This is a genomic window from Denitratisoma oestradiolicum (assembly GCF_902813185.1).
Taxonomy (GTDB): domain Bacteria; phylum Pseudomonadota; class Gammaproteobacteria; order Burkholderiales; family Rhodocyclaceae; genus Denitratisoma; species Denitratisoma oestradiolicum.
Window position 1 is genome coordinate 3,412,867 of the sequence record NZ_LR778301.1, and the last position, 20,496, is coordinate 3,433,362.

17 protein-coding genes are annotated in these 20,496 nt (G+C 64.5%); 9 read left to right on the forward strand and 8 right to left on the reverse strand.

Annotation, left to right across the window (positions count from 1 at the left end; translation table 11 throughout):
• Positions 1–61 precede the first annotated feature (61 nt).
• Together gap and tkt are read right to left on the reverse strand one after the other, a co-directional pair.
• The gene (gap, locus tag DENOEST_RS15595; RefSeq protein WP_145771505.1) at positions 62–1,060 is read right to left on the reverse strand and encodes a type I glyceraldehyde-3-phosphate dehydrogenase; all 999 of its coding nucleotides are present in this window, start codon (positions 1,058–1,060) and stop codon (positions 62–64) included.
• Between the two features lie 28 nt (positions 1,061–1,088).
• On the reverse strand, positions 1,089–3,107 hold the full coding sequence (gene tkt, locus DENOEST_RS15600) for a transketolase (protein ID WP_145771506.1): 2,019 nt from the start codon (positions 3,105–3,107) through the stop codon (positions 1,089–1,091).
• 220 nt (positions 3,108–3,327) lie between these two features.
• Between tkt and DENOEST_RS15605 the strand changes: the two genes are divergently transcribed.
• On the forward strand, positions 3,328–3,684 hold the full coding sequence (locus DENOEST_RS15605; protein WP_145771507.1) for a 4a-hydroxytetrahydrobiopterin dehydratase: 357 nt from the start codon (positions 3,328–3,330) through the stop codon (positions 3,682–3,684).
• On the opposite strand, the gene DENOEST_RS15610 is transcribed toward DENOEST_RS15605, so the two are convergent.
• On the reverse strand, positions 3,665–4,222 hold the full coding sequence (locus DENOEST_RS15610; RefSeq protein WP_145771508.1) for a thioredoxin family protein: 558 nt from the start codon (positions 4,220–4,222) through the stop codon (positions 3,665–3,667). The genes DENOEST_RS15605 and DENOEST_RS15610 overlap by 20 nt on opposite strands.
• A 272-nt stretch (positions 4,223–4,494) precedes the next feature.
• On the opposite strand from DENOEST_RS15610, the gene DENOEST_RS15615 reads away from it, so the two are divergent.
• The 5 genes from DENOEST_RS15615 to DENOEST_RS15635 are packed head-to-tail and all read left to right on the forward strand — an operon-like array spanning position 4,495 to position 10,979.
• The gene (locus tag DENOEST_RS15615) at positions 4,495–7,059 is read left to right on the forward strand and encodes an EAL domain-containing protein (RefSeq protein WP_145771509.1); all 2,565 of its coding nucleotides are present in this window, start codon (positions 4,495–4,497) and stop codon (positions 7,057–7,059) included.
• 35 nt (positions 7,060–7,094) lie between these two features.
• Positions 7,095–7,823, forward strand: a complete 729-nt coding sequence (locus DENOEST_RS15620) for a 16S rRNA (uracil(1498)-N(3))-methyltransferase (RefSeq protein ID WP_145771510.1) — start codon at positions 7,095–7,097, stop codon at positions 7,821–7,823.
• A gap of 9 nt (positions 7,824–7,832) precedes the next feature.
• Complete coding sequence (pap, locus tag DENOEST_RS15625; protein ID WP_145771511.1) at positions 7,833–9,332, forward strand: polyphosphate:AMP phosphotransferase; 1,500 nt, start codon at positions 7,833–7,835, stop codon at positions 9,330–9,332.
• 8 nt (positions 9,333–9,340) lie between these two features.
• Complete coding sequence (gene argA, locus DENOEST_RS15630) at positions 9,341–10,663, forward strand: amino-acid N-acetyltransferase (protein WP_145771512.1); 1,323 nt, start codon at positions 9,341–9,343, stop codon at positions 10,661–10,663.
• 43 nt (positions 10,664–10,706) lie between these two features.
• Positions 10,707–10,979, forward strand: coding sequence for an oxidative damage protection protein (locus tag DENOEST_RS15635; RefSeq protein WP_145771513.1), 273 nt, complete (start codon positions 10,707–10,709; stop codon positions 10,977–10,979).
• A 55-nt stretch (positions 10,980–11,034) separates the two neighbouring features.
• Here DENOEST_RS15635 and rpiA read toward each other — a convergent pair whose 3' ends face one another.
• The 5 genes from rpiA to DENOEST_RS15660 all read right to left on the reverse strand — a co-directional run bounded on the left by rpiA (position 11,035) and on the right by DENOEST_RS15660 (position 15,602).
• The gene (gene rpiA / locus DENOEST_RS15640) at positions 11,035–11,706 is read right to left on the reverse strand and encodes a ribose-5-phosphate isomerase RpiA (RefSeq protein ID WP_145771553.1); all 672 of its coding nucleotides are present in this window, start codon (positions 11,704–11,706) and stop codon (positions 11,035–11,037) included.
• A 125-nt stretch (positions 11,707–11,831) separates the two neighbouring features.
• The gene (locus DENOEST_RS15645; protein ID WP_145771514.1) at positions 11,832–13,223 is read right to left on the reverse strand and encodes an MFS transporter; all 1,392 of its coding nucleotides are present in this window, start codon (positions 13,221–13,223) and stop codon (positions 11,832–11,834) included.
• A 46-nt stretch (positions 13,224–13,269) separates the two neighbouring features.
• Complete coding sequence (locus tag DENOEST_RS15650; RefSeq protein ID WP_145771515.1) at positions 13,270–14,025, reverse strand: SDR family NAD(P)-dependent oxidoreductase; 756 nt, start codon at positions 14,023–14,025, stop codon at positions 13,270–13,272.
• Positions 14,026–14,130: 105 nt separating this feature from the next.
• Positions 14,131–14,913, reverse strand: coding sequence for an enoyl-CoA hydratase/isomerase family protein (locus tag DENOEST_RS15655; protein WP_145771516.1), 783 nt, complete (start codon positions 14,911–14,913; stop codon positions 14,131–14,133).
• Positions 14,910–15,602 (reverse strand): GntR family transcriptional regulator, encoded by a 693-nt coding sequence (locus DENOEST_RS15660; protein ID WP_145771517.1) that lies wholly within the window; start codon positions 15,600–15,602, stop codon positions 14,910–14,912. Before DENOEST_RS15660 ends, DENOEST_RS15655 begins: the two co-directional genes overlap by 4 nt.
• 126 nt (positions 15,603–15,728) lie before the next feature.
• Between DENOEST_RS15660 and scpA the strand changes: the two genes are divergently transcribed.
• The 3 genes from scpA to DENOEST_RS15675 are packed head-to-tail and all read left to right on the forward strand — an operon-like array spanning position 15,729 to position 20,481.
• Positions 15,729–17,885 carry a methylmalonyl-CoA mutase gene (gene scpA, locus DENOEST_RS15665; protein ID WP_145771518.1) on the forward strand — a complete coding sequence of 719 codons (2,157 nt, stop codon included), beginning with the start codon at positions 15,729–15,731 and terminating at the stop codon, positions 17,883–17,885.
• A 25-nt stretch (positions 17,886–17,910) separates the two neighbouring features.
• Positions 17,911–18,903, forward strand: a complete 993-nt coding sequence (gene meaB, locus DENOEST_RS15670; RefSeq protein ID WP_232096522.1) for a methylmalonyl Co-A mutase-associated GTPase MeaB — start codon at positions 17,911–17,913, stop codon at positions 18,901–18,903.
• A gap of 45 nt (positions 18,904–18,948) precedes the next feature.
• On the forward strand, positions 18,949–20,481 hold the full coding sequence (locus tag DENOEST_RS15675; protein ID WP_145771520.1) for an acyl-CoA carboxylase subunit beta: 1,533 nt from the start codon (positions 18,949–18,951) through the stop codon (positions 20,479–20,481).
• The last annotated feature ends 15 nt before the right edge of the window (positions 20,482–20,496 follow it).

The window sequence follows — 20,496 nt, forward strand, 5'->3', positions numbered from 1 at the left end:
GGTGAGATGTGAGGGCCGGAGAGCATGGGGCAGGGGTGTCACCCCGGCCCCATGCAGGGAGTTACTTGGAAATGACGCGGACCATCTCCAGCACCTTGTTGGAATAGCCCCACTCGTTGTCGTACCAGGAGACTACCTTGACGAAGGTGTTGTCCAGAGCGATGCCAGCCTCGGCGTCGAAGACGGAGGTGCAGGATTCGCCGCGAAAATCGGTGGCCACCACCTTGTCCTCGGTATAGCCCAGCACGCCCTTCATGGCGCCTTCGGAGGCAGCCTTCATGGCGGCGCAGATGTCCTTGTAGGAGGCTTCCTTCGACAGTTCAACGGTCAGGTCCACCACGGAAACGTCGGAGGTGGGCACCCGGAAGGCCATGCCGGTCAGCTTCTTGTTCAGCTCGGGGATCACCACACCCACGGCCTTGGCGGCGCCGGTGGAGGAGGGAATGATGTTTTCCAGGATGCCACGGCCGCCGCGCCAGTCCTTGTTGGAGGGGCCGTCCACGGTCTTCTGGGTGGCGGTGGCGGCGTGCACCGTGGTCATCAGGCCGCGCTTGATGCCCCAGTTGTCGTTCAGCACCTTGGCCACGGGGGCCAGACAGTTGGTGGTGCAGGAGGCGTTGGAGATGATGGCCTGACCAGCGTAGGTCTTGTCATTCACGCCAAAGACGAACATCGGGGTGTCGTCCTTGGAGGGGGCCGACATGATGACTTTCTTGGCACCGGCGGCCAGGTGCTTCTCGGCACCGGCCTTGTCCAGGAACAAGCCGGTGGATTCGACGACGATGTCGGCGCCGATTTCGTTCCACTTCAGCTCGGCAGGGTCCTTGACGGCGGTGAGGCGGATCTTCTTGCCATTGACGATCAGGGTGTTGCCCTCAACAGCGACGGTGCCCTTGAAGCGGCCATGGACGGAGTCGTACTTCAGCATATAGGCCAGGTAGTCGGGCTCCAGCAGGTCGTTGATGCCGACGATTTCGATGTCAGCGAAATTCTGCGTCGCCGCGCGGAAAACCATGCGGCCGATGCGACCGAATCCATTGATGCCGACTTTGATAGCCATGACTTTATCTCCGTAGAAAAATCGAAAATTACAGAACCGACTGCACGGTCTTCACGACGTTGTCCACCGTGAAGCCGAATTCCTTGAACAGCTGGCCGGCGGGGGCGGATTCGCCGAAGCGGTCCAGCCCCACCACCGCGCCCTCCAGTCCCACATACTTGTACCAGCCCGTAGTGACACCGGCTTCCACCGCGACGCGGACCACGCCACGGGGCAGCACGCTGTCGCGCCAGGCCTGGTCCTGGCGCTCGAACACATCGACGCAGGGCATGGACACCACCCGCACCGCCACGCCGGCCTCGGCCAGCTGGGCCTGGGCCTTCAGGGCCAGGTCCACTTCCGAGCCGGTAGCGATGATCACGGCCCTGGGGTTGGCGGCATCGGACAGCACGTAGCCGCCCCGGGCCACATTGGCCTGGACAGCGGCATCGCGCTTGACGAAGGGCAGATTCTGGCGGGACAGGGCCAGCACGGCGGGGCCGCTATTGTCGCCCTGGCGCGTCAGGGCAGCGCCCCAGGCGGCGGCGGTCTCGAAGCTGTCGCAGGGCCGCCAGACATCCAGGTTGGGGATCAGACGCATGCTGGCCACATGTTCCACCGGCTGGTGGGTGGGGCCGTCCTCACCCAGGCCGATGGAATCGTGGGTCAGCACGTAGATTACGCGCTGCTTCATCAGGGCCGACATGCGCAAGCCATTGCGCAGGTAATCGGAGAACACCAGGAAGGTGCCGCCGTAGGGGATGAAGCCGCCATGGAGGGCAATGCCGTTCATGATGGCGGCCATGCCGAACTCGCGTACGCCGTAGTGGATGTAGTTGCCCTTGCCCTCCCGGCTCACGGACTTGGAACCGGACCAGTTGGTCAGGTTGGAGCCGGTCAGGTCGGCGGAGCCTCCCAGCATTTCAGGCAGGCGCGGCGCGTAGGCTTCGATGGCGATCTGGCTGGCCTTGCGCGTGGCCACGGTCTCGGCCTTGTCGTTGGTCTTGGTCAGCACCTCCTGGACCTGGGCCGCCCAGTCGGCGGGAAGGTCGCCGGCCATGCGGCGCTTGAACTCGGCGGCCAGGGCCGGGTGTGCGGCGGCGTAATGGTCGAACTTGCGCTGCCACTCGCTCTCCCACTGGGCGCCCTTGGTCTTGGCGTCCCAGACTTCGTAGACTTCCCGGGGAATTTCGAAGGGAGGGAAGTTCCAGCCGATGTGGGGCCGGGCAGCAGCGATCTCCGCGTCGCCCAGGGGGGCACCATGAACGTCGTGGGTGCCCGCCTTGTTGGGGGAACCCATGCCGATGCGGGTACGGCAGCAGAGCAGGGACGGCCGGTTCTTGTCGGCCTTGGCCATGTCCAGGGCCTTGTGGATGGCCTCCGGATCGTGGCCGTTGATGTTGCGGATCACCTGCCAGCCGTAGGCTTCGAAGCGGCCCGGGGTGTCGTCGGTGAACCAGCCTTCCACGTGGCCGTCGATGGAAATGCCGTTGTCGTCCCAGAAGGCGATCAGCTTTCCGAGGCCCCAGGTGCCGGCCAGGGAGCAGGCCTCGTGGGAGACGCCTTCCATCAGGCAGCCGTCGCCGAGGAAGGCGTAGGTGTGGTGGTCCACGATCTCGTGGTTGGGGCGGTTGAATTCGTTGGCCAGCAGCTTTTCCGCCAGGGCCATGCCCACCGCGTTGGTAATGCCCTGGCCCAGGGGGCCGGTGGTGGTTTCCACGCCGGGGGTGTAGCCATGCTCGGGGTGGCCCGGAGTCCGGGAGTGGAGTTGGCGGAACTGCTTCAGATCCTCGATGGAAAGATCGTAGCCGGTCAGGTGCAGCAGGGCATAGATCAGCATGGAACCGTGGCCGTTGGACAGCACGAAGCGGTCCCGGTTGGGCCAGGCGGGGTTGCCCGGATTGTGGTGCAGATGGTGGTTCCAGAGCACTTCGGCGATTTCCGCCATGCCCAGGGGGGCGCCAGGGTGGCCGGACTTGGCCTTTTCCACGGCATCCATGGCAAGGGCGCGGATGGCACTGGTAAGGTTATTGAACACGGGGGGCTCGAAATCGCTGAAAGTGGACATTTACTTGCCTCGCAGGCAGACGGGAACGGTCAGGGGACCGGAAAACGAGCCCGTAATTATCGGCCAAACCGGGCTTCCCCGCCAAGTGTTTGTTTCCCTTCGCATTCGGAAAGAGACTCAAGGGAGATCGGCAGCACCCCTCCCGCAACCCGCCAACAGCAACTAGAGTGGCTCTTAGGCGTTGCCGAATTGCCATCCCTGCCCGGAAGAGGAGTGTCCCATGACGAAACTGACCGAAGAGGCCTGTGTCACCGGGCCGGGCCGTGTGCATAGGCTGGCGGCCGAGGAAATTACGGCCCTGTTGCCCCTGGTGCCCCAATGGACTCTGGAGAACGGCCGGCTGGTGCGGCTATTCCGCTTTGGCGACTATTCCAGCACCCTGGCCTTCGTCAATGCCTCGGCCTGGATCTCGGAAAATGAAAACCACCATCCGGAACTCACGGTCAACTACGGTCGGTGCCAAGTCGCCTATTCCACTCACGACTGCGATGGTCTTTCCCGCAACGACTTCATCTGCGCTGCCAAGCTGGACCAATTGTTCGAGCACCAGCAGGGACTTACTTTCCCGCCCATTTGATCGAGCAGCCGATGCTGGGTAGCTGGACCGCCGGGCCTTGCCCGGTCAAGGCCACCTGGCGCATGGCCTCGAACAGGTCCCGCCTCGCTCCCGCGGGGGCCGTCTCCTTGCGGGATGCATCGAGTCGGCCGCGATACTGAAGCGCCAGGTCGCCATTGAATCCAAAAAAGTCCGGGGTGCATACGGCCCCATAGGCATGGGCCACGGACTGGTCACTGTCCAGCAGATAGGGGAAGGGGAAGTCCAGGTCCCGGGCCAGGCGCACCATGTTTTCCCAGGAGTCCTCGGGATAATCGGTCGTGTCGTTGGACATGATCGCCACAGCGCCGACGCCCAGGGGCTTCAGCGCGTTCACGTCCCGGATGATGCGGTAAATCACGGCCTGGACATAGGGGCAGTGGTTGCAGATGAACATCACCAACAAACCCTGTGGACCCGCCGCCGACGCCAGGCTATGGCGCCGGCCGTCGGTGCCCGGCAGGTCGAAGTCGGGGGCTTTCCAGCCGGTGTTGCAAAGCGGGGGCGAGAGGCTGGCCATGACAGGGGTTCCTGGGGATTAGCGTGAAAATGAGTGAATGGAGCCGAGGGTGACGGTCCAGCGCAGCGAGCCGGTGAGTAGCCCCGCCCCGGGGCGTGGTATGGGCAGCGTTACTTTGGCGCATTTTCATCCTCGGAGGTAGTGCCGGCGACCATGCGCGTTAGTCGGTCTCTATAGCGCCCCGGCTTGTGCTTCGTCAAGATTTTGCCGCCTTAACATTGCCTCTGGCATGGTCTTGATTTAGGCTCCGGGGCCTGAAAGGGATGGCAGACATGCGCTTACGCAACTTCATTATGGCCGCTTCGGCGGTGGTTTCGGTGCTGTTCATCGGCGGTACCTATCTGGTGCTGGATCGGGTGTTCGATCAGTCCATCAAGGCCGAAGCCAGTCAGAGTTCCCGGGCCATGGCCCGGGTCACCTTCAATGCCATGTACGAGCTGATGAGTACCGGCTGGAATCGGGCTCAACTGCACTCCTTCCTCGACGCCATGAGCCGGGCCACCGCCGATACGCCCACCACCCTGCGCATCCATCGGGGCGCCCTGGTGGCCGAACGCTTCGGCGAGATTCCCCAGGACCCGGCCGACATCATCCTGCGTCAGGCTCTATCCGATGGACAGACCCGTGAATCCACCGTGGGCAACCGCATCCGCTACACCTTTCCGCTGCGGGCGGAGCAGAAATGCCTGGGCTGTCATGTGAATGCCCGGGCGGGGGAGACCCTGGGCGTCATCGACGTGGAGCATGACGTGTCGGCGCGCCTGCTGGCCAGCCGCCGGGAGTTCCTCTCCTGGGCGGGTCTGGTGGTGCCCGCCGCCCTGGCCATTGCGGCCCTGATGGTATGGCGGGTGCGACGCCGCATCGAGGATCCCCTCGACCAGTTGACCCATGGCATCCAGGCCATCAACGACATTTCAGACCTGCGTCAGATCAAGGCCATCAACCGAACCTCGGGCATCCGGGAATTCGACGAACTTTTCTCGTCCTTCGACCGCCTGATCCAGCGGGTCAGGAATATCGCCGTGGACAAGAACATCCTGCAGTTCGAGATCGGCCTGCTGGAAAAGTTCGTCATCACCTCGGACGTGGTGCGGGACTGGCGCGAGTATGTGGCCCGCCTGCTGGCGGACATCAATCAGGTTGTCACGGCCCATGTGCTGTTCTCGATCTTCAAGGTGGACGAGGAACTTTTCGAGCTGGAGGTGTTCTGGCGCTGCCAGCCCGGCGACGACACCCGGACCATGGTGGAGCACTACATCCGGGAGGCCATCGACAGGAACAGCGGCATGGGAGATCTGACCACCGTGCGCATCCATCACCATTTCCATGTGGAGCCCGCCGCCACGCTCATCGAACTCAGCGAGGAGGAAGTGCGGCTCCACGTCAAGGCCTTCTTCGTGGACAAGCCCAAGATCGGCGGCATTGTCGGCATCGGCGTCCATGCCGACGTACTTTCCGACTCGACCCTGCGGCTGGTGATGGACAGCATCCTGTCCACCCTGATGAATGTGGTGGGCTCGGTGAAGGCGATCTACAAATACACCCGGGACCTGGAGTACTACGCCACCCGTGACCCCCTCACCAACCTCTTCAATCAGCGCGTGTTCTGGGAGCTGCTGGACTACGAGCGCCAGCGCGCCCAGCGTCACGCCTATGCCTTTGCCGTGCTGCTGCTGGACCTGGACAACTTCAAGCTGGTCAATGACGGCTATGGCCACAGCTTCGGCGACAAGTTCCTCCAGACCTTCGCCGAAACGGTCGGTGCCAGCCTGCGCAACGGCGATATCTTTGCCCGTTACGGGGGCGATGAATTCGCCGTCGTCCTGCCGGAAACAGCCATGGACGATGCGGTTCTGGTGGCCCGGCGCATTCTCGAGGCGACTGACGGCATGGTCCTGACGGCACCGGACGGTACGCTGGTCCATGGCGCCGCCTCCATCGGCCTGGCCATGTATCCCCAGCACGCCAGCGATACGCGGGACCTGTTCATGTTTGCCGACAACATGATGTACAAGGCCAAGGCCGAGGGCAAGGGCCGTGTCGCCGTGCCCTCGGGGCAGGACGTGGTGGACGTGTTCCGCGACATCACCCAGAACGGCGTGCTGGTGATCAAGGCCATCGACGACAAGCGCGTGATTCCCTTCTTCCAGCCCATCGTTGCCACCGCTTCCCATGAAATTGCCGCCTATGAGGTGCTGAGCCGGCTGGAGGTGGATGGACGCATCGTTGCCGCCTCCGACTTCATCGAGGTCGCGGAAAAAATGGGGGTCATCCATCGCATCGACACCCTGGTGATCGAGCGGGCATTGCAGGAGGTCGTGGAGCAGAACCATCAGGGCCAGATCTTCCTCAACCTTTCGCCCCGCGCCCTGGTGATTTCCGAATTCACCCGGAACATCCTGTCCCTAGTCAATGGCAGTTCCATCAGCCCGGAGCGCATCGTCTTCGAAATCACCGAGCGGGACACCATCAAGAATCTGACCCTGCTGGAGCGCTTTCTCATGGATCTCAAGTTCGAGGGTTTCAAGCTGGCCATCGACGATTTCGGTTCCGGCTTTTCCTCCTTCCACTATCTGCGCCGCTTTCCCATCGACTACCTGAAGATCGAGGGGGATTTCATCGCCAACATGCGCAACAGCACCAAGGACCGGGCCTTTGTTCATAGCATGCACATGCTGGCCTACGAGCTGAACATCAAGACCATCGCCGAATTCGTCGAGGACGCCGAGGTGCTGGCCGAACTGCGCCAACTGGGGATCGACTATGCCCAGGGCTATCACATGGGTCGTCCCAGCCGCCATATCCTGCCGTCGTCCCACTGGCAACCCGCTGTCTGAGCCATTCCCGGGCCGGGCTGTGGAATAATCGGTCCATGATTCCCCGCCTCTACTGTCCGGACCCCCTGCCATCGGGGGGCTTCCATGAACTTTCCGCCGATGCCGCCCATCATGCGGTGCGGGTACTGCGCCTGGGGGAGGGGGATGGGCTGCGCCTGTTCGACGGACGGGGCGGGGCCTGGAATGCCAGGATCGAGCGCCTGAAACCCCGGGTGCGAGTGCATCTGGACGGCTTCGACCCGGAAGACCTGGAGCCGCCCTTGGCCGTGACCCTGGTGCAGTGCCTGCCGGCAGCGGACAAGATGGACTGGATCGTGCAGAAGGCGGTGGAACTGGGCGTCGCCGCGATTCAGCCGGTGGCGTCCCGGCGCAGCGTGGTGCGCCTGGACGGCGACCGGGCTCAGCGCCGCTTGCAGCACTGGCAGGCAGTGGCGGTGGCGGCCTGCGAACAGTGCGGCCGCAACCGGGTGCCCATCGTCTCGCCCCTGCTTGACCTGCCGCAATACCTGGCACGGGCCGGCGGCGAGAATGCCAGGAAGCTGCTGCTGTGGCCGGAGACTCCCCGGCGCCTGCGGGAACTGAATGCTCCCGCCGCGCCCCTGGTGCTGCTGGTGGGCCCCGAGGGAGGGTTGGAGGAAGGGGAACAGGCGGCGGCCCAGGCTGCCGGATTCACGCCCATGGGCCTGGGTCCCCGGGTGCTGCGCACGGAAACCGCCGGCCTCGCGGCCCTGGCGGCCATCATGTCTCTTTGGGGTGACTGGTAGGAGGTCGAAATGTTTGAATCCGCCGAGTTGGGACACAAGATCGACAAGGAAATCTACAAGAAGGCAGTGCCGGAACTACGCGCCTGGCTGCTCGATGCGCAATACGAGCTCAAGGAGCAAGGCAAGATTCCGGTCATCGTGCTGGTCAGCGGCCAGGATGGCGCCGGCAAGGGCGAGACCATCAATGTGCTCTACGAGTGGATGGACCCTCGCTTCATTTCCACCCTGGCCTTCTCGGCCCCCACCGACGAGGAGCGCCAGCGCCCGGTCATGTGGCGCTACTGGCGCGCCCTGCCGCCCAAGGGCCGCATCGGCGTCTTCGCCGGCTCCTGGTATTCGGGGCCGATCCATGACCGCATCGACGGCAACATGACCAAGGCCGGCCTGGATGCCCGGGTGGACCAGATCAACCGTTTCGAGCAGATGCTGGTGAATGAGGGCGCCCTGATCCTCAAGTTCTGGTTCCATCTCACCAAGGACGGCCAGAAGCGCCGCTTGAAGGCCCTGGAAAAGGACCCGCGCACCGCCTGGCGGGTGACCAAGTGGAACTGGGACCGCCTGAAGACCTACGACAAGTTGCAGGACGTGGTGGGCCATGTGCTGCGCATGACCAACACGCCCTGGGCGCCCTGGATCATCATCGAGGGCGAGGACGATCGCTATCGTTCCCTGACCACGGGCAAGATTCTGCTGGATGCCATCCGGCAGCGCCTGGCGGGCACCAGCAAACAGACCACGCCGGTGGCGCCGCCGGTGCCGGTGAACCTGGACGGTCGCGACGTGCTCTCGGAGCTCGACCTCGCCTGCACGATCGCCAAGAAGGATTACGAGAACCAGCTTGCCAAATGGCAGGGCAGGCTTTCCGAACTGGTGCGCGACCCGCGTTTCAAGCAGAAGTCGCTGATCTGCGTCTTCGAGGGGGCGGATGCCGCCGGCAAGGGGGGCGCGGTGCGCCGCATCACGGCGGCCCTGGACGCCCGGGACTACCAGATCGTGCCCATCGCCGCGCCCACCGAGGAGGAACGCGCCCAGCCCTACATGTGGCGTTTCTGGCGCCACATCCCGAGGAATGGCCGGGTCACCATCTTCGACCGTTCCTGGTATGGCCGGGTGCTGGTGGAGCGGGTCGAGGGCTTCTGCGCCGAGGCGGACTGGCTGCGGGCCTACAGCGAGATCAACGACTTCGAGCACGAGCTGGCCGATGCCGGCGCCATCGTGGTCAAGTTCTGGCTCCAGATCGGCAAGGATGAGCAGTTGAAGCGCTTCAAGGAGCGGGAGAAGATCGAGTTCAAGCGCTTCAAGATCACCGACGAGGACTGGCGCAACCGGGAGAAGTGGGACGCCTATCACAGCGCCATCTGTGACATGGTGGACCGCACCAGCACCGGCAACGCGCCGTGGACCCTGGTGGAGGCCAACGACAAGAACTACGCCCGGGTCAAGATACTGCGCACGGTCTGCGAACGACTTGAGGCCGCCTTCAAGAGCAAGGACAAGACTCCGGACTAGGGAATACGATGGACGCCAGCGATACCAACACCAAACTCGTTGCCTGGGTACGCCAGGCCGCGCCTTATATCCACGCCTTCCGGGGCAAGACCTTCGTCATCGCCTTCGGCGGCGACGTGCTGCTGGGGGATACTGCCCAGGCCCTGATCCACGATGTGGCACTGCTGGACAGCATGGGCATCCATCTGGTGCTGATCCATGGGGCACGCCCCCAGATCGATGCCGAGATGCGCGCCCGCCAACTGGAGCCCCGCTTTCACAAGGGTCTGCGGGTCACCGACGGCGAGGCCCTGGAATGCGTCAAGCGCGCCATGGGCGTGACCCGTATCGAAATCGAGGCCCTGCTCTCCCAGGGGCTGCCCAATACGCCCATGGCGGGGGGATTCCTGCGGGTCACCGGCGGCAACTTCATCACCGCCCGCCCGGTGGGCGTGGTGGATGGGGTGGACTACCAATACACCGGCGCGGTGCGCAAGATCATCGCCGAGGAAATCCAGGCCGACCTGGCCCAGGAAAACGTGGTGCTGATCACTCCCATCGGCGCTTCACCCTCAGGAGAAATCTTCAACCTGTCCTGGGAGGAGGTGGCCGAGGCCGTGGCCACCGCCATCCGTGCCGACAAGCTGATCTACCTGTGCGACGCGCCGGGGCTGACGGACAAGAAGGGCCAGCTCATCGACGCCCTGACTGCCGACGAGGCCGCCGCCCTTTCCCCCAAGAGCGCCCCCCAGGCACCGGAAGTGGCCCGGGCCCTGCCCGGCGCTATCCGGGCCTGCCGCGGCGGCGTGGGGCGGGTGCACTTCCTCGATCGCAAGGCTGACGGCGCCATGCTGATGGAGTTCTTCACCCGGGACGGCGTTGGCACGGTGATCACCCAGGCGCCTCTGGCACGGCTGCGGGAGGCCTGCCACGATGACGTGGGGGCGCTGCTGGGCTTGATCGCGCCCCTGGAGGCCGACGGTACTCTGGTGCGCCGGGAGCGGGAACGCCTGGAGATGGAGATCGACCGTTTTTCCGTGGTGGAACACGACGGCGTCATCGTCGGTTGCGCTGCCCTGTATCCCTTCACCAAGGACAAGGCCGCCGAACTGGCCTGCCTGGCGGTGATGCCGGAGTTCCGCCGCTGTGGCTACGGCGACCAGTTGCGCCGCCACATCGAGGCCAGGGCCAAGAAGCTCAAGCTCAAGCGGCTGTTCGTGCTGACCACCCGCACCGCCCACTGGTTCATCGAACGGGGCTTCGCCGAGACAGGCCTGGACAATCTGCCAGCCCAGAAGCGCGAGCTCTACAATCTGCAACGGCGTTCAAAGGTGCTGGTGAAGGCCCTTTGATTGGATAAAATCGCCGTCCCAACCCACAAATAAAGGACACGCCATGGCACGCATGGTCAATTGCATCAAACTGGGCCGCGAAGCCGAAGGCCTGGATTTCCCCCCCCTGCCGGGCGAGCTGGGCAAGCGGATTTATGAAAACGTCTCAAAGGAGGCGTGGCAGCAATGGACGCGCCTGCAGACCATGCTGATCAACGAGAATCGCCTCTCCCTGGCCGATCCCCGTGCCCGGCAATATCTCCAGGAACAGGTGACCAAGCATTTCTTTGGCGAGGGTGCCGATACGGCAGCGGGCTTCGTGCCTCCGGGTCACTGAGCTTCGGATCTGACGGATGGCAAAGCGGGCCGCCCTTGGGGCGGCCCGTCGTGTTTCAGCGGCGGTATTCTTCGACGCCACCGGGGGTGGCCAGCAGCAGCAGGTCGGCGCCCCGGCAGGCGAAGAGGCCATTGGTGACCACCCCGACGATCTGGTTGATCCGGGCCTCGAATTCCGCCGGAGCGGTGATGGTCAGGCCATGAACATCCAGGATCACGTTGCCGTTGTCGGTGACGACCCCTTCCCGCCACCTGGGCTGCCCACCCAGTTTTTCCAGTTCCCGCGCCACGTAGGCACGGGCCATGGGGATCACCTCCACCGGCAGGGGAAAGCGGCCCAGGGTCGCTACCCGCTTGCTCTGGTCGCAGACGCAGACAAAGGTGCCGGCCACGGCGGCAACGATCTTCTCCCGGGTCAGGGCGGCGCCGCCGCCCTTGATCATGGACAGGCCGCCGTCGATCTCGTCGGCGCCATCCACATAGACGGGCAGATCCTCCACGTCGTTCAGGTCCAGCACCCGGATGCCATGGCCCTCCAGTCGCTTCCGGGTTCCCTCGGAGCTGGCGACCGTGCCCCCGAGACGATCCTTGATGGCGGCCAGTTCGTCGATGAAAAAATTGGCGGTGGAACCCGTGCCCACCCCGACGATGGCGCCCGGAGCAATCGTCTCCGCCACATAATCCCGGGCGGCACGGGCCACCGCCTGCTTGAGTTGGTCCTGGGTCATTGCCTGGGTCATTATTTAGGTTCTCCCTGAAGAAGGGCGAATTCTACCTGCCCTGACATACGTCCCGGACGTGCATACACCCCGATGCACGGCTGGGTGCGGAGACCTCAGAAAATCCAGCTACCCTACCGCCCCATCCGGGTCGCCACCAGGATTGCCAGCGCCAGGGCAACGGCCACGACCAGATAGCCTTCGCTGAAGGCCGTGGCCAGGGCATGGCTCCCCTCCCCCAGGCTGTGGGCGCGCCACTCCACGTAGGCGGCTGCTCCCGCAACCCCCAGCACGCCCCCCAACTGACGCAGGTAGTTGAGCAGCATCGAGGCCTCGCTCAGCACCCGTCCATGGAGATTCGCCAAGGCAGCCTTGTTGATGGGGGTCAGGGCGAAGCTCTGGCCGATCCGGCCAACAATGGTGATAAGAATAAAACCCAGATAGGTCACCGTTTCGCCGTAGTGCCAAAGGACCACGAAGGAAGCGGTGAACACCGCCAGCCCCCAGGCCATCAACTTATGAGGGGTCCATCGGTCGGCCAGGATGCCCGCCACGGGAAAGGTCAGGGACAGGGCCAGGGTGCCCGGTATCTGGGCCGCACCAGCATGGGAGGCGGAGAGGCCCATCACGCTTTGCAGGAACACCGGCATCAGGTACATGGCGCCATACATGCCGAAGCCCGTCAGAAAGCTCACGCCACCGCCCAGCATCAGGGTCCGGCGTTGGAACAGCCCGCCCCCCAGGATGGGGGCCGCCGACCGTTGCAGATGCAGGACAAAGGCGCCGATGGCCAGCAGGGACACCCCCATGCAGCCCGCACTCCAGGCAAGGGAGGGTCCTCCTCCCGGACGGCTGAAGCAGGCCAGCCAGGCCAGGGTCAGCAGGGAGAGCAGGCCCATACCCATCCAGTCGAAGGGGGCCTCGGCCCCGAGTGGTTCCCGGAACAGCAGACGGCGCGCTCCCCACCAGGCCAGCAACCCCACCGGCAGTGGCAGCAGGGACACGGCGCGCCAGCCCCAGAGGTCCACCAGCAGTCCGGCAAGCGCCGGTGCCAGGGCCAGGGCCAGGGTGACCGCCAGGGAATTGATGCCATAGGCGCGGCCCTGGCGGTCCGGGGTGAACAGGCGCATCACCACGATGGAACCCATGGGCGCCATCATCGCGGCGGTGCTGCCCTGGATCAGGCGAGCGCCCAACAACAGATTGAAACTGGGGCTCAGACTGCCCACCAGGCTGGTAATCAGCAACACCGCCATGGTGGCCTCGAAACAGCGACGCAGGCCGAAGCGCTGGATCAGCCAGGGCGCAGCCAGCATGGCCACGGTGTTGGTCACCATGAAGGTGGTAACCACGAACTGCACGCTGTCGTGGCCCAGGCCGAAATCCTTCATCAGGGCCGGGATGGCCACGTTGAAACTGCCGCTGGGCAGGATGCTGGCCACCACCCCCAGGGATACGATCAGCACCACCCACCAGCGCTGATTCTGGCTCAGGGCATCGTAGGGAGAGGATGGCGCACGGCTCATGGTTGCTTGTTTTGCGCCCCGGCGCCAGGCCGGGGCAGGAGGACACTCAGATGGCGGTCTGGCCCCCGTCGATGACAAAGGTGGAGCCGGTGACGAAGCGGGCTTCGTCCGAGGCCAGGTAGGCGATGGCGCCGGCGATTTCCGCCGGGTCGGCGCCGGGCAGCACCAGGGGAGAGAGGCGACCAAACAGGGAGAAGTCCGCGCCTTCCGGGGGAGTCACGCCACTGGTCATCGGGGTATGCACGTGGCCCGGACAAACCGCATTCACCCGCAGGCCCTTGGAGGCATATTCCACGGCCAGGGCCTTGGACAGCATCAATACCGCCCCCTTGCTGGCGCTGTAGGGCGCGTTATAGGGCGTACCGACGACCCCGGCCGCCGAAGAGATATTGATGATGTTGCCCTTGGTTTCCAGCAGGTGGGGAATCGCCGCCCGGCACATGGCGAAGACGCCATTGACGTTGATGGCGAAGACCTTGGCCCACTCCGCGTCGGTAAGATCGGTGAAGTGCTTGAACATCAGGGTGCCGGCGATGTTGCACAGCACGTCCAGCTTGCCGAAGCGCGCCACGGCATCGGCCACGGCACCGTTGCAGTCGGCGCTGTCGGTGACATTCAACACCCGGGCCGTCACGTCCAGACCCTGGTCCGCCAGGGCCTTCATTTCCTTGTGCAGCAGGTCGGCGTTGATGTCGCAGGCCAGCACCCGTGCGCCTTCGCCCGCCAGCCGTTTGGTGGTGGCCAGGGCGATGCCGGAAGCGGCTCCGGTGATCAATACAGCCTTGCCTTCAAAACGCTTCATGTCTTTTTCTCCTCGATAAGCCGTCATTTAAAAGTGCGGTCGTTTATTTTCCCGACAAGAATGGCCCCGGACCAGTCCTTTCCGGTTATGCGAACAGCGCCAGGCTCAATGTCCCTGGAATTGAGGCTTGCGCTTGGCCAGAAAGGCGGCCAGCCCTTCCTGGTAGTCGGTACTGTCGAGGAAAGCAAAATTGTCCCGAACCTCCGACTCCGTCAAAGCCCGTGCCTGGGCCATCAGGCGCCGCACCAGCTTCTTGTGGGCCCGTGCCACCATGGGAGCGCCTGCAGCAATGCGCCGGGCCGTAGCATAGGCCTCTTCAGCCACCTCGGCATCGGCCACCACCCGGGTCAGCAATCCCTTTTCATAGGCTTCGACGGCACCCAGGATGCGTCCCTCCAGCAGGATTTCCAGGGCCACGGCGGGGCCGGCCAGAGCAACCAGCCCCACCAGCTCGGAATGGGCCATGGTGAAGCCCAGCTTCATGATCGGCGCGCCGAAGCGCGCTCCGGCGCCGGCGATGCGCAGATCGCAGCAACTGGCGATTTCCAGTCCGCCGCCGATGCAGACCCCCTCGATCAGGGCCACACTGGGGTGACGGCAATCCACGATGGAATCGAGAGCGCCGGCCACCCACTCGCCGTGATAGACCTGGGCCCGCTCGAAGGTATCGCGCTGGGTCAGGAACTCCTCCAGGTCGCCACCGGCGGCGAAGGTTCCACCCTCGCCCCGCAACACCACGCAGCGCAGGCACTCGTCGCCATCCAGCTCATCCATCACCACCTTGAGCCGGCGCCACATGGCGCCATTGACCGCATTGAGCTTGTCCGGATTGAACAGGGTCACCGTGGCGATGTCGCCATCGCGTTCGCACAGGATGTCGGGATTCATCGCAGCGTCGATCCCAGCTTGGCCAGGGCCTCCCGGCCCGACAGCAGGTGGTCATGCATGGCCCGGGCCGCCCGCTCCGGATTCCGGGCCTGCAGGGCCTCCAGGATCTGGCGGTGCTCCGCCAGGGACTGGTCCAACCGCCCCTCCACCAGGAGGGAATGACGCCGGGTGAGCTTGATCATCTTGCGGGTGTCGTCAATCAGGTGCTGCAGCCAGCGGTTGCCGGCGATCTCCTGGAGGGCGGCATGGAAGGCATCATTGACGGCGAAGAAGCGGTCGGCGTCTGCCGCCGCCCCATGGCGCTCCAGCTCGGCGTGGAGCGCAGCCAGCCGGGCCAGGTCGGCGTCGCTGGCCTTGCCTGCCGCTTCCAGGGCGGCCCGTCCTTCCAGCAGGGCCATCACCGGGAACACCTCGTCCAGGTCCTGTTCCGACAGCTCGGCCACATAGCAGCCGCGGCGGGGCTTCAGCACCACCAGGCCCTCGGCGGCCAACACCTTGAGGGCCTCCCGCATCGGCGTGCGGGAGATGCCGAACTCGTCCGCCAGGGCCTGCTCGTCCACCCAGCTGCCCGGCGCCATGTCGTGGGCGAAGATGCGGACACGCAAGCGCTCCGCCACCTCCTGGTAGAGGGCGGTGCGGGCGATGGTCTGGCCGGCGACGGCGCCGATTGGGGAGTCTATTGCATTCATAATTATGGATAACGTATTATGCCAGCCTATCCGGTGTCAAGGGCCACCCAAGGTTTATTCTTCCGCCCTTCCCATCATTTTCAGTTGGCGCGCCCATTTCCGCGAAGGCCGCGCAGGAGAAGCGAGATGAGCAACAAGTACCCCGAGGCAAACGTTCCCTCCCTGGAGACCTGGACCAAGGCCGCCGCCAAGTCCGCCCCCGGTGGCAACGTCGGCAACCTGAACTGGGTCACCCCCGAGGGCCTCACCGTCAAGCCCCTGTACACGGCCGAGGACCTCAAGGGCCTGCCCTACGCTGATACCCTGCCCGGCTTCGCCCCCTACCAGCGCGGCCCCCAGGCCACCATGTACGCGGTGAAGCCCTGGACCATCCGCCAATACGCCGGCTTCTCCACCGCCGAAGCCTCCAACGCCTTCTACCGCAAGGCCCTGGCGGCCGGCGGCCAGGGCGTGTCGGTGGCCTTCGACCTGGCCACCCACCGGGGCTACGACTCCGACAATCCCCGGGTCGTGGGCGACGTGGGCAAGGCCGGTGTCGCCATCGATTCCGTGGAGGACATGAAGATCCTGTTCGACGGCATCCCTTTGGACAAGGTCTCGGTCTCCATGACCATGAACGGCGCCGTGCTGCCCATCCTGGCCGGCTACATCGTCGCCGCCGAGGAGCAGGGTGTTAAGCCCGAGCAACTGGCCGGCACGATCCAGAACGACATCCTCAAAGAGTTCATGGTGCGGAACACCTACATCTATCCGCCCAAGCCCTCGATGAAAATCATCGCGGACATCTTCGCGTTCACGGCAGAGAAGATGCCCAAGTTCAACTCCATTTCCATCTCGGGCTATCACATCCAGGAAGCCGGGGCCAACCAGGCCATCGAGCTGGCCTTCACCCTGGCCGACGGCATGGAGTACGTGCGCACCGGCGTCGCCTCCGGCATGGACGTGGACACCTTCGCCGGCCGCCTGTCCTTCTTCTGGGCGGTGGGCATGAACTTCTATCTGGAAATCGCCAAGATGCGCGCCGCCCGCCAGCTCTGGTGGCGCATCATGCAGGGCTTCAATGCCAAGAGCCCCAAGTCCATGATGCTGCGCACCCACAGCCAGACCTCGGGCTGGTCCCTGACCGAGCAGGACCCCTACAACAACGTGGTGCGCACCACCATCGAAGCCATGGCGGCCGTCTTCGGCGGCACCCAGTCCCTGCACACCAACGCCCTGGACGAGGCCATCGCGCTGCCCACGGAGTTCTCCTCCCGCGTCGCCCGCAACACCCAACTGATCATCCAGGAAGAGACCCACATCACCAATGTGGTGGACCCCTGGGCCGGTTCCTACATGATGGAAAAGCTGACCCAGGAAATGGCCGACAAGGCCTGGGCCATCATCGAGGAAATCGAAGCCATGGGCGGCATGACCAAGGCCGTGGAATCGGGCTGGGCCAAGATGCAGGTGGAAACCTGCGCCGCCGACAAGCAGGCCCGCATCGACTCGGGCAAGGACGTGATCGTCGGTGTGAACAAATACAAACTGGCCAAGGAGGATGCGATCGACATCCTCGACATCGACAACCATGCCGTGCGCGAGTCCCAGATCGCCCGCTTGCAGAGCATCCGGGCCAGCCGCGACAGTGCCGCCGTCAATGCCGCCCTGGCCGCCCTGACTGCCGCGGCCAAATCCGGAGAAGGCAACCTGCTGGATCTGACGGTACAGGCCATCCGCCTGCGTGCCACCGTGGGCGAAGTCTCCGACGCGCTGGAAAAGGTCTTCGGCCGCTTCCGCGCCAACAACCAGACCATCTCGGGTATATACGGAGGCGTCGTGGAAGGACAGGAAAGCTGGGAGCAGATCAAGGCCGATGTGGCCAGATTCGCCGAGGAAGAGGGTCGCCGGCCCCGCGTCATGATCGCCAAGCTGGGCCAGGACGGCCATGACCGGGGCGCCAAGGTGGTGGCCACGGCCTACGCCGACCTGGGCTTCGACATCGACATGGGCCCCCTGTTCCAGACCCCCGAGGAAGCCGCGCGCCAGGCCATCGAGAACGACGTGCATGCCGTGGGCGTCTCGTCCCTGGCCGCCGGCCACAAGACCCTGCTGCCGGCCCTGGTCCAGGCCCTCAAGGATCAGGGCGGCGAAGACATCATCGTCTTCGCCGGCGGCGTGATCCCGGCCCAGGATTACGACTACCTGTTCAATGCCGGCGCCAAGGCCGTCTTCGGCCCAGGCACCCGGATCGAGGATTCCGCCCGGAAGGTGCTGGAAGAAATCCGGAAGGCGCGGGCCTGATACCAGTCGCGGACGGAACACACCAGTGGTCCACGCCAACCTGCTCTCCGCAGCCGACCAGACCCTGGTGGATGGTGTGCTGGCCGGCCAGCGCCGCGCCCTGGCCAAGGCCATCACTCTGATCGAGTCCACCCGGACCGATCACCAGCAGCGGGCTCAGCAGGTACTCGCCGCCCTGCTGCCCAGCACCGGCAACGCCATCCGCATCGGTATTTCCGGTGTGCCCGGCGCCGGCAAATCCACCTTCATCGAGGCCCTGGGGGTCTGGCTCATCGGTCAGGGCAAGAAGCTGGCGGTGCTGGCCATCGACCCGTCCTCCTCGGTGAATGGCGGTTCCATCCTGGGCGACAAGACCCGCATGGAGCAGCTCTCCCAGCGGGAAGAAGCCTTCATCCGTCCCAGCCCCTCGGCCGGCTCCCTGGGCGGCGTCGCCGAGAAGACCCGGGAAGCGATGCTGCTCTGCGAGGCCGCCGGCTACGACGTGATCATCATCGAGACCGTCGGCGTCGGCCAGTCGGAGACCACGGTGGCCGGCATGGTGGACATGTTCTGCCTGCTCCAGTTGCCCAATGCCGGCGACGATCTGCAGGCCATCAAGAAGGGCATCGTCGAGATCGCCGACCTGGTGGTCATCAACAAGGCCGACATCGACCCCAGAGCCACCGCCGTGGCCCGTGCCCAGTGGAAGAATGCGCTGCACATGCTGCGCCCCGCCTCGAAACACTGGTCGCCCCCCGTGGTGGCGCTGTCGGCCCTGCACAAGGAAGGCATCGTCGATTTCTGGGAACAGGTGGAGAAATATCAGGCCGCCTTGAAGCCCAGCGGCGAGTTCCAGGCCAAGCGCCAGCATCAAGCCCTGTCGTGGATGTGGCAACTGATCGATTCCGGGCTGCGCCAGCATTTCCGCCATCACCCCCGCGTCCAGGAGAACCTGCCCGCGTTTACCCGCGCCGTCGAGGAGGGCCTGACAACGCCGGCGGCGGCGGCCCATACCCTGCTCGACTACCTCAAACACTGAATCAACACGGCGCTACATTCGTCGCCTCATCCAAGGGAGTTTGCTATGCACGACATCATCCACCAACTGGACGCCAAGCGCGAAAAGGCCCGCCTCGGCGGCGGCCAGAAGCGCATCGACGCCCAGCATGCCAAGGGCAAGCTGACGGCCAGGGAGCGCATCGAGATCCTGCTCGACGAAGGCACCTTCGAAGAGTGGGACATGTTCAAGGAGCACCGCTGCACCGACTTCGACATGGAGCAGACCCAGGTGCCCGGCGACGGCGTGGTGACCGGCTACGGCACGGTCAATGGCCGCATGGTGTTCGTCTTCTCCCAGGACTTCACCGTTTTCGGCGGTGCCCTGTCGGAAACCCATGCCGAGAAGATCTGCAAGATCATGGACAAGGCCATGCAGGTCGGCGCGCCGGTGATCGGCCTCAATGACTCGGGCGGCGCCCGCATCCAGGAAGGCGTGGCGGCCCTGGGCGGCTACGCGGACGTGTTCCAGCGCAACGTGATGGCCTCCGGGGTGATCCCCCAGATCTCGATGATCATGGGTCCCTGCGCAGGCGGCGCGGTGTACAGCCCGTCGATGACCGACTTCATCTTCATGGTGAAGGATTCCTCCTACATGTTCGTCACCGGTCCCGATGTGGTGAAGACCGTGACCCACGAGGAGGTGACGGCGGAGGAACTGGGGGGCGCCATCACCCACACCACCAAGTCCGGCGTGGCCGACCTGGCCTTCGAGAACGATGTGGAGGCGCTGCTGATGCTGCGCCGCTTCATCAACTACCTGCCCCAGAACAACAAGGAGACGGCGCCGATCCGTCCCACCAGCGACCCGGCCGACCGCCTCGACTACTCCCTCGACACTCTGGTGCCGGATAATGCCAACAAGCCCTACGACATCAAGGAACTGATCTACAAGATCGTGGACGACGGCGACTTCTTCGAGGTTCAGCCCGGCCATGCGGCCAACATCGTGATCGGCTTCGCCCGCATGGAAGGCCAGACCGTGGGCATCGTCGCCAACCAGCCCATGGTGCTGGCGGGCTGCCTGGACATCAAGTCCGCCATCAAGGGCGGCCGTTTTGTGCGCTTCTGCGACGCCTTCAACATTCCCATCATCACCCTGGTGGACGTGCCGGGCTTCATGCCGGGCACCAGCCAGGAATACGGCGGCATCATCAAGCACGGGGCCAAGCTGCTCTACGCCTACGCCGAGTGCACCGTGCCGAAAGTCACCCTGATCACCCGCAAGGCCTACGGCGGCGCCTATGACGTGATGGCCTCCAAGCATCTGCGCGGCGACGTGAACTTCGCATGGCCCAGCGCCGAGATTGCCGTGATGGGTCCCAAGGGCGCGGTGGAGATCATTTTCCGCGAGGACAAGGGCGACCCGGAAAAACTGGCCGCCAAGGAAGCGGAATACAAGGCCAAGTTCGCCAACCCCTTCGTGGCCGGCGCCCGGGGCTTCATCGACGACGTGATCCAGCCCCACGAGACCAGGAAGCGCATCTGCCGCTCCCTGGTGATGCTGAAGAACAAGAAGATCGAGAACCCGTGGCGCAAGCACGGCAACATTCCGCTGTAAGCGCAGGGAGGATTC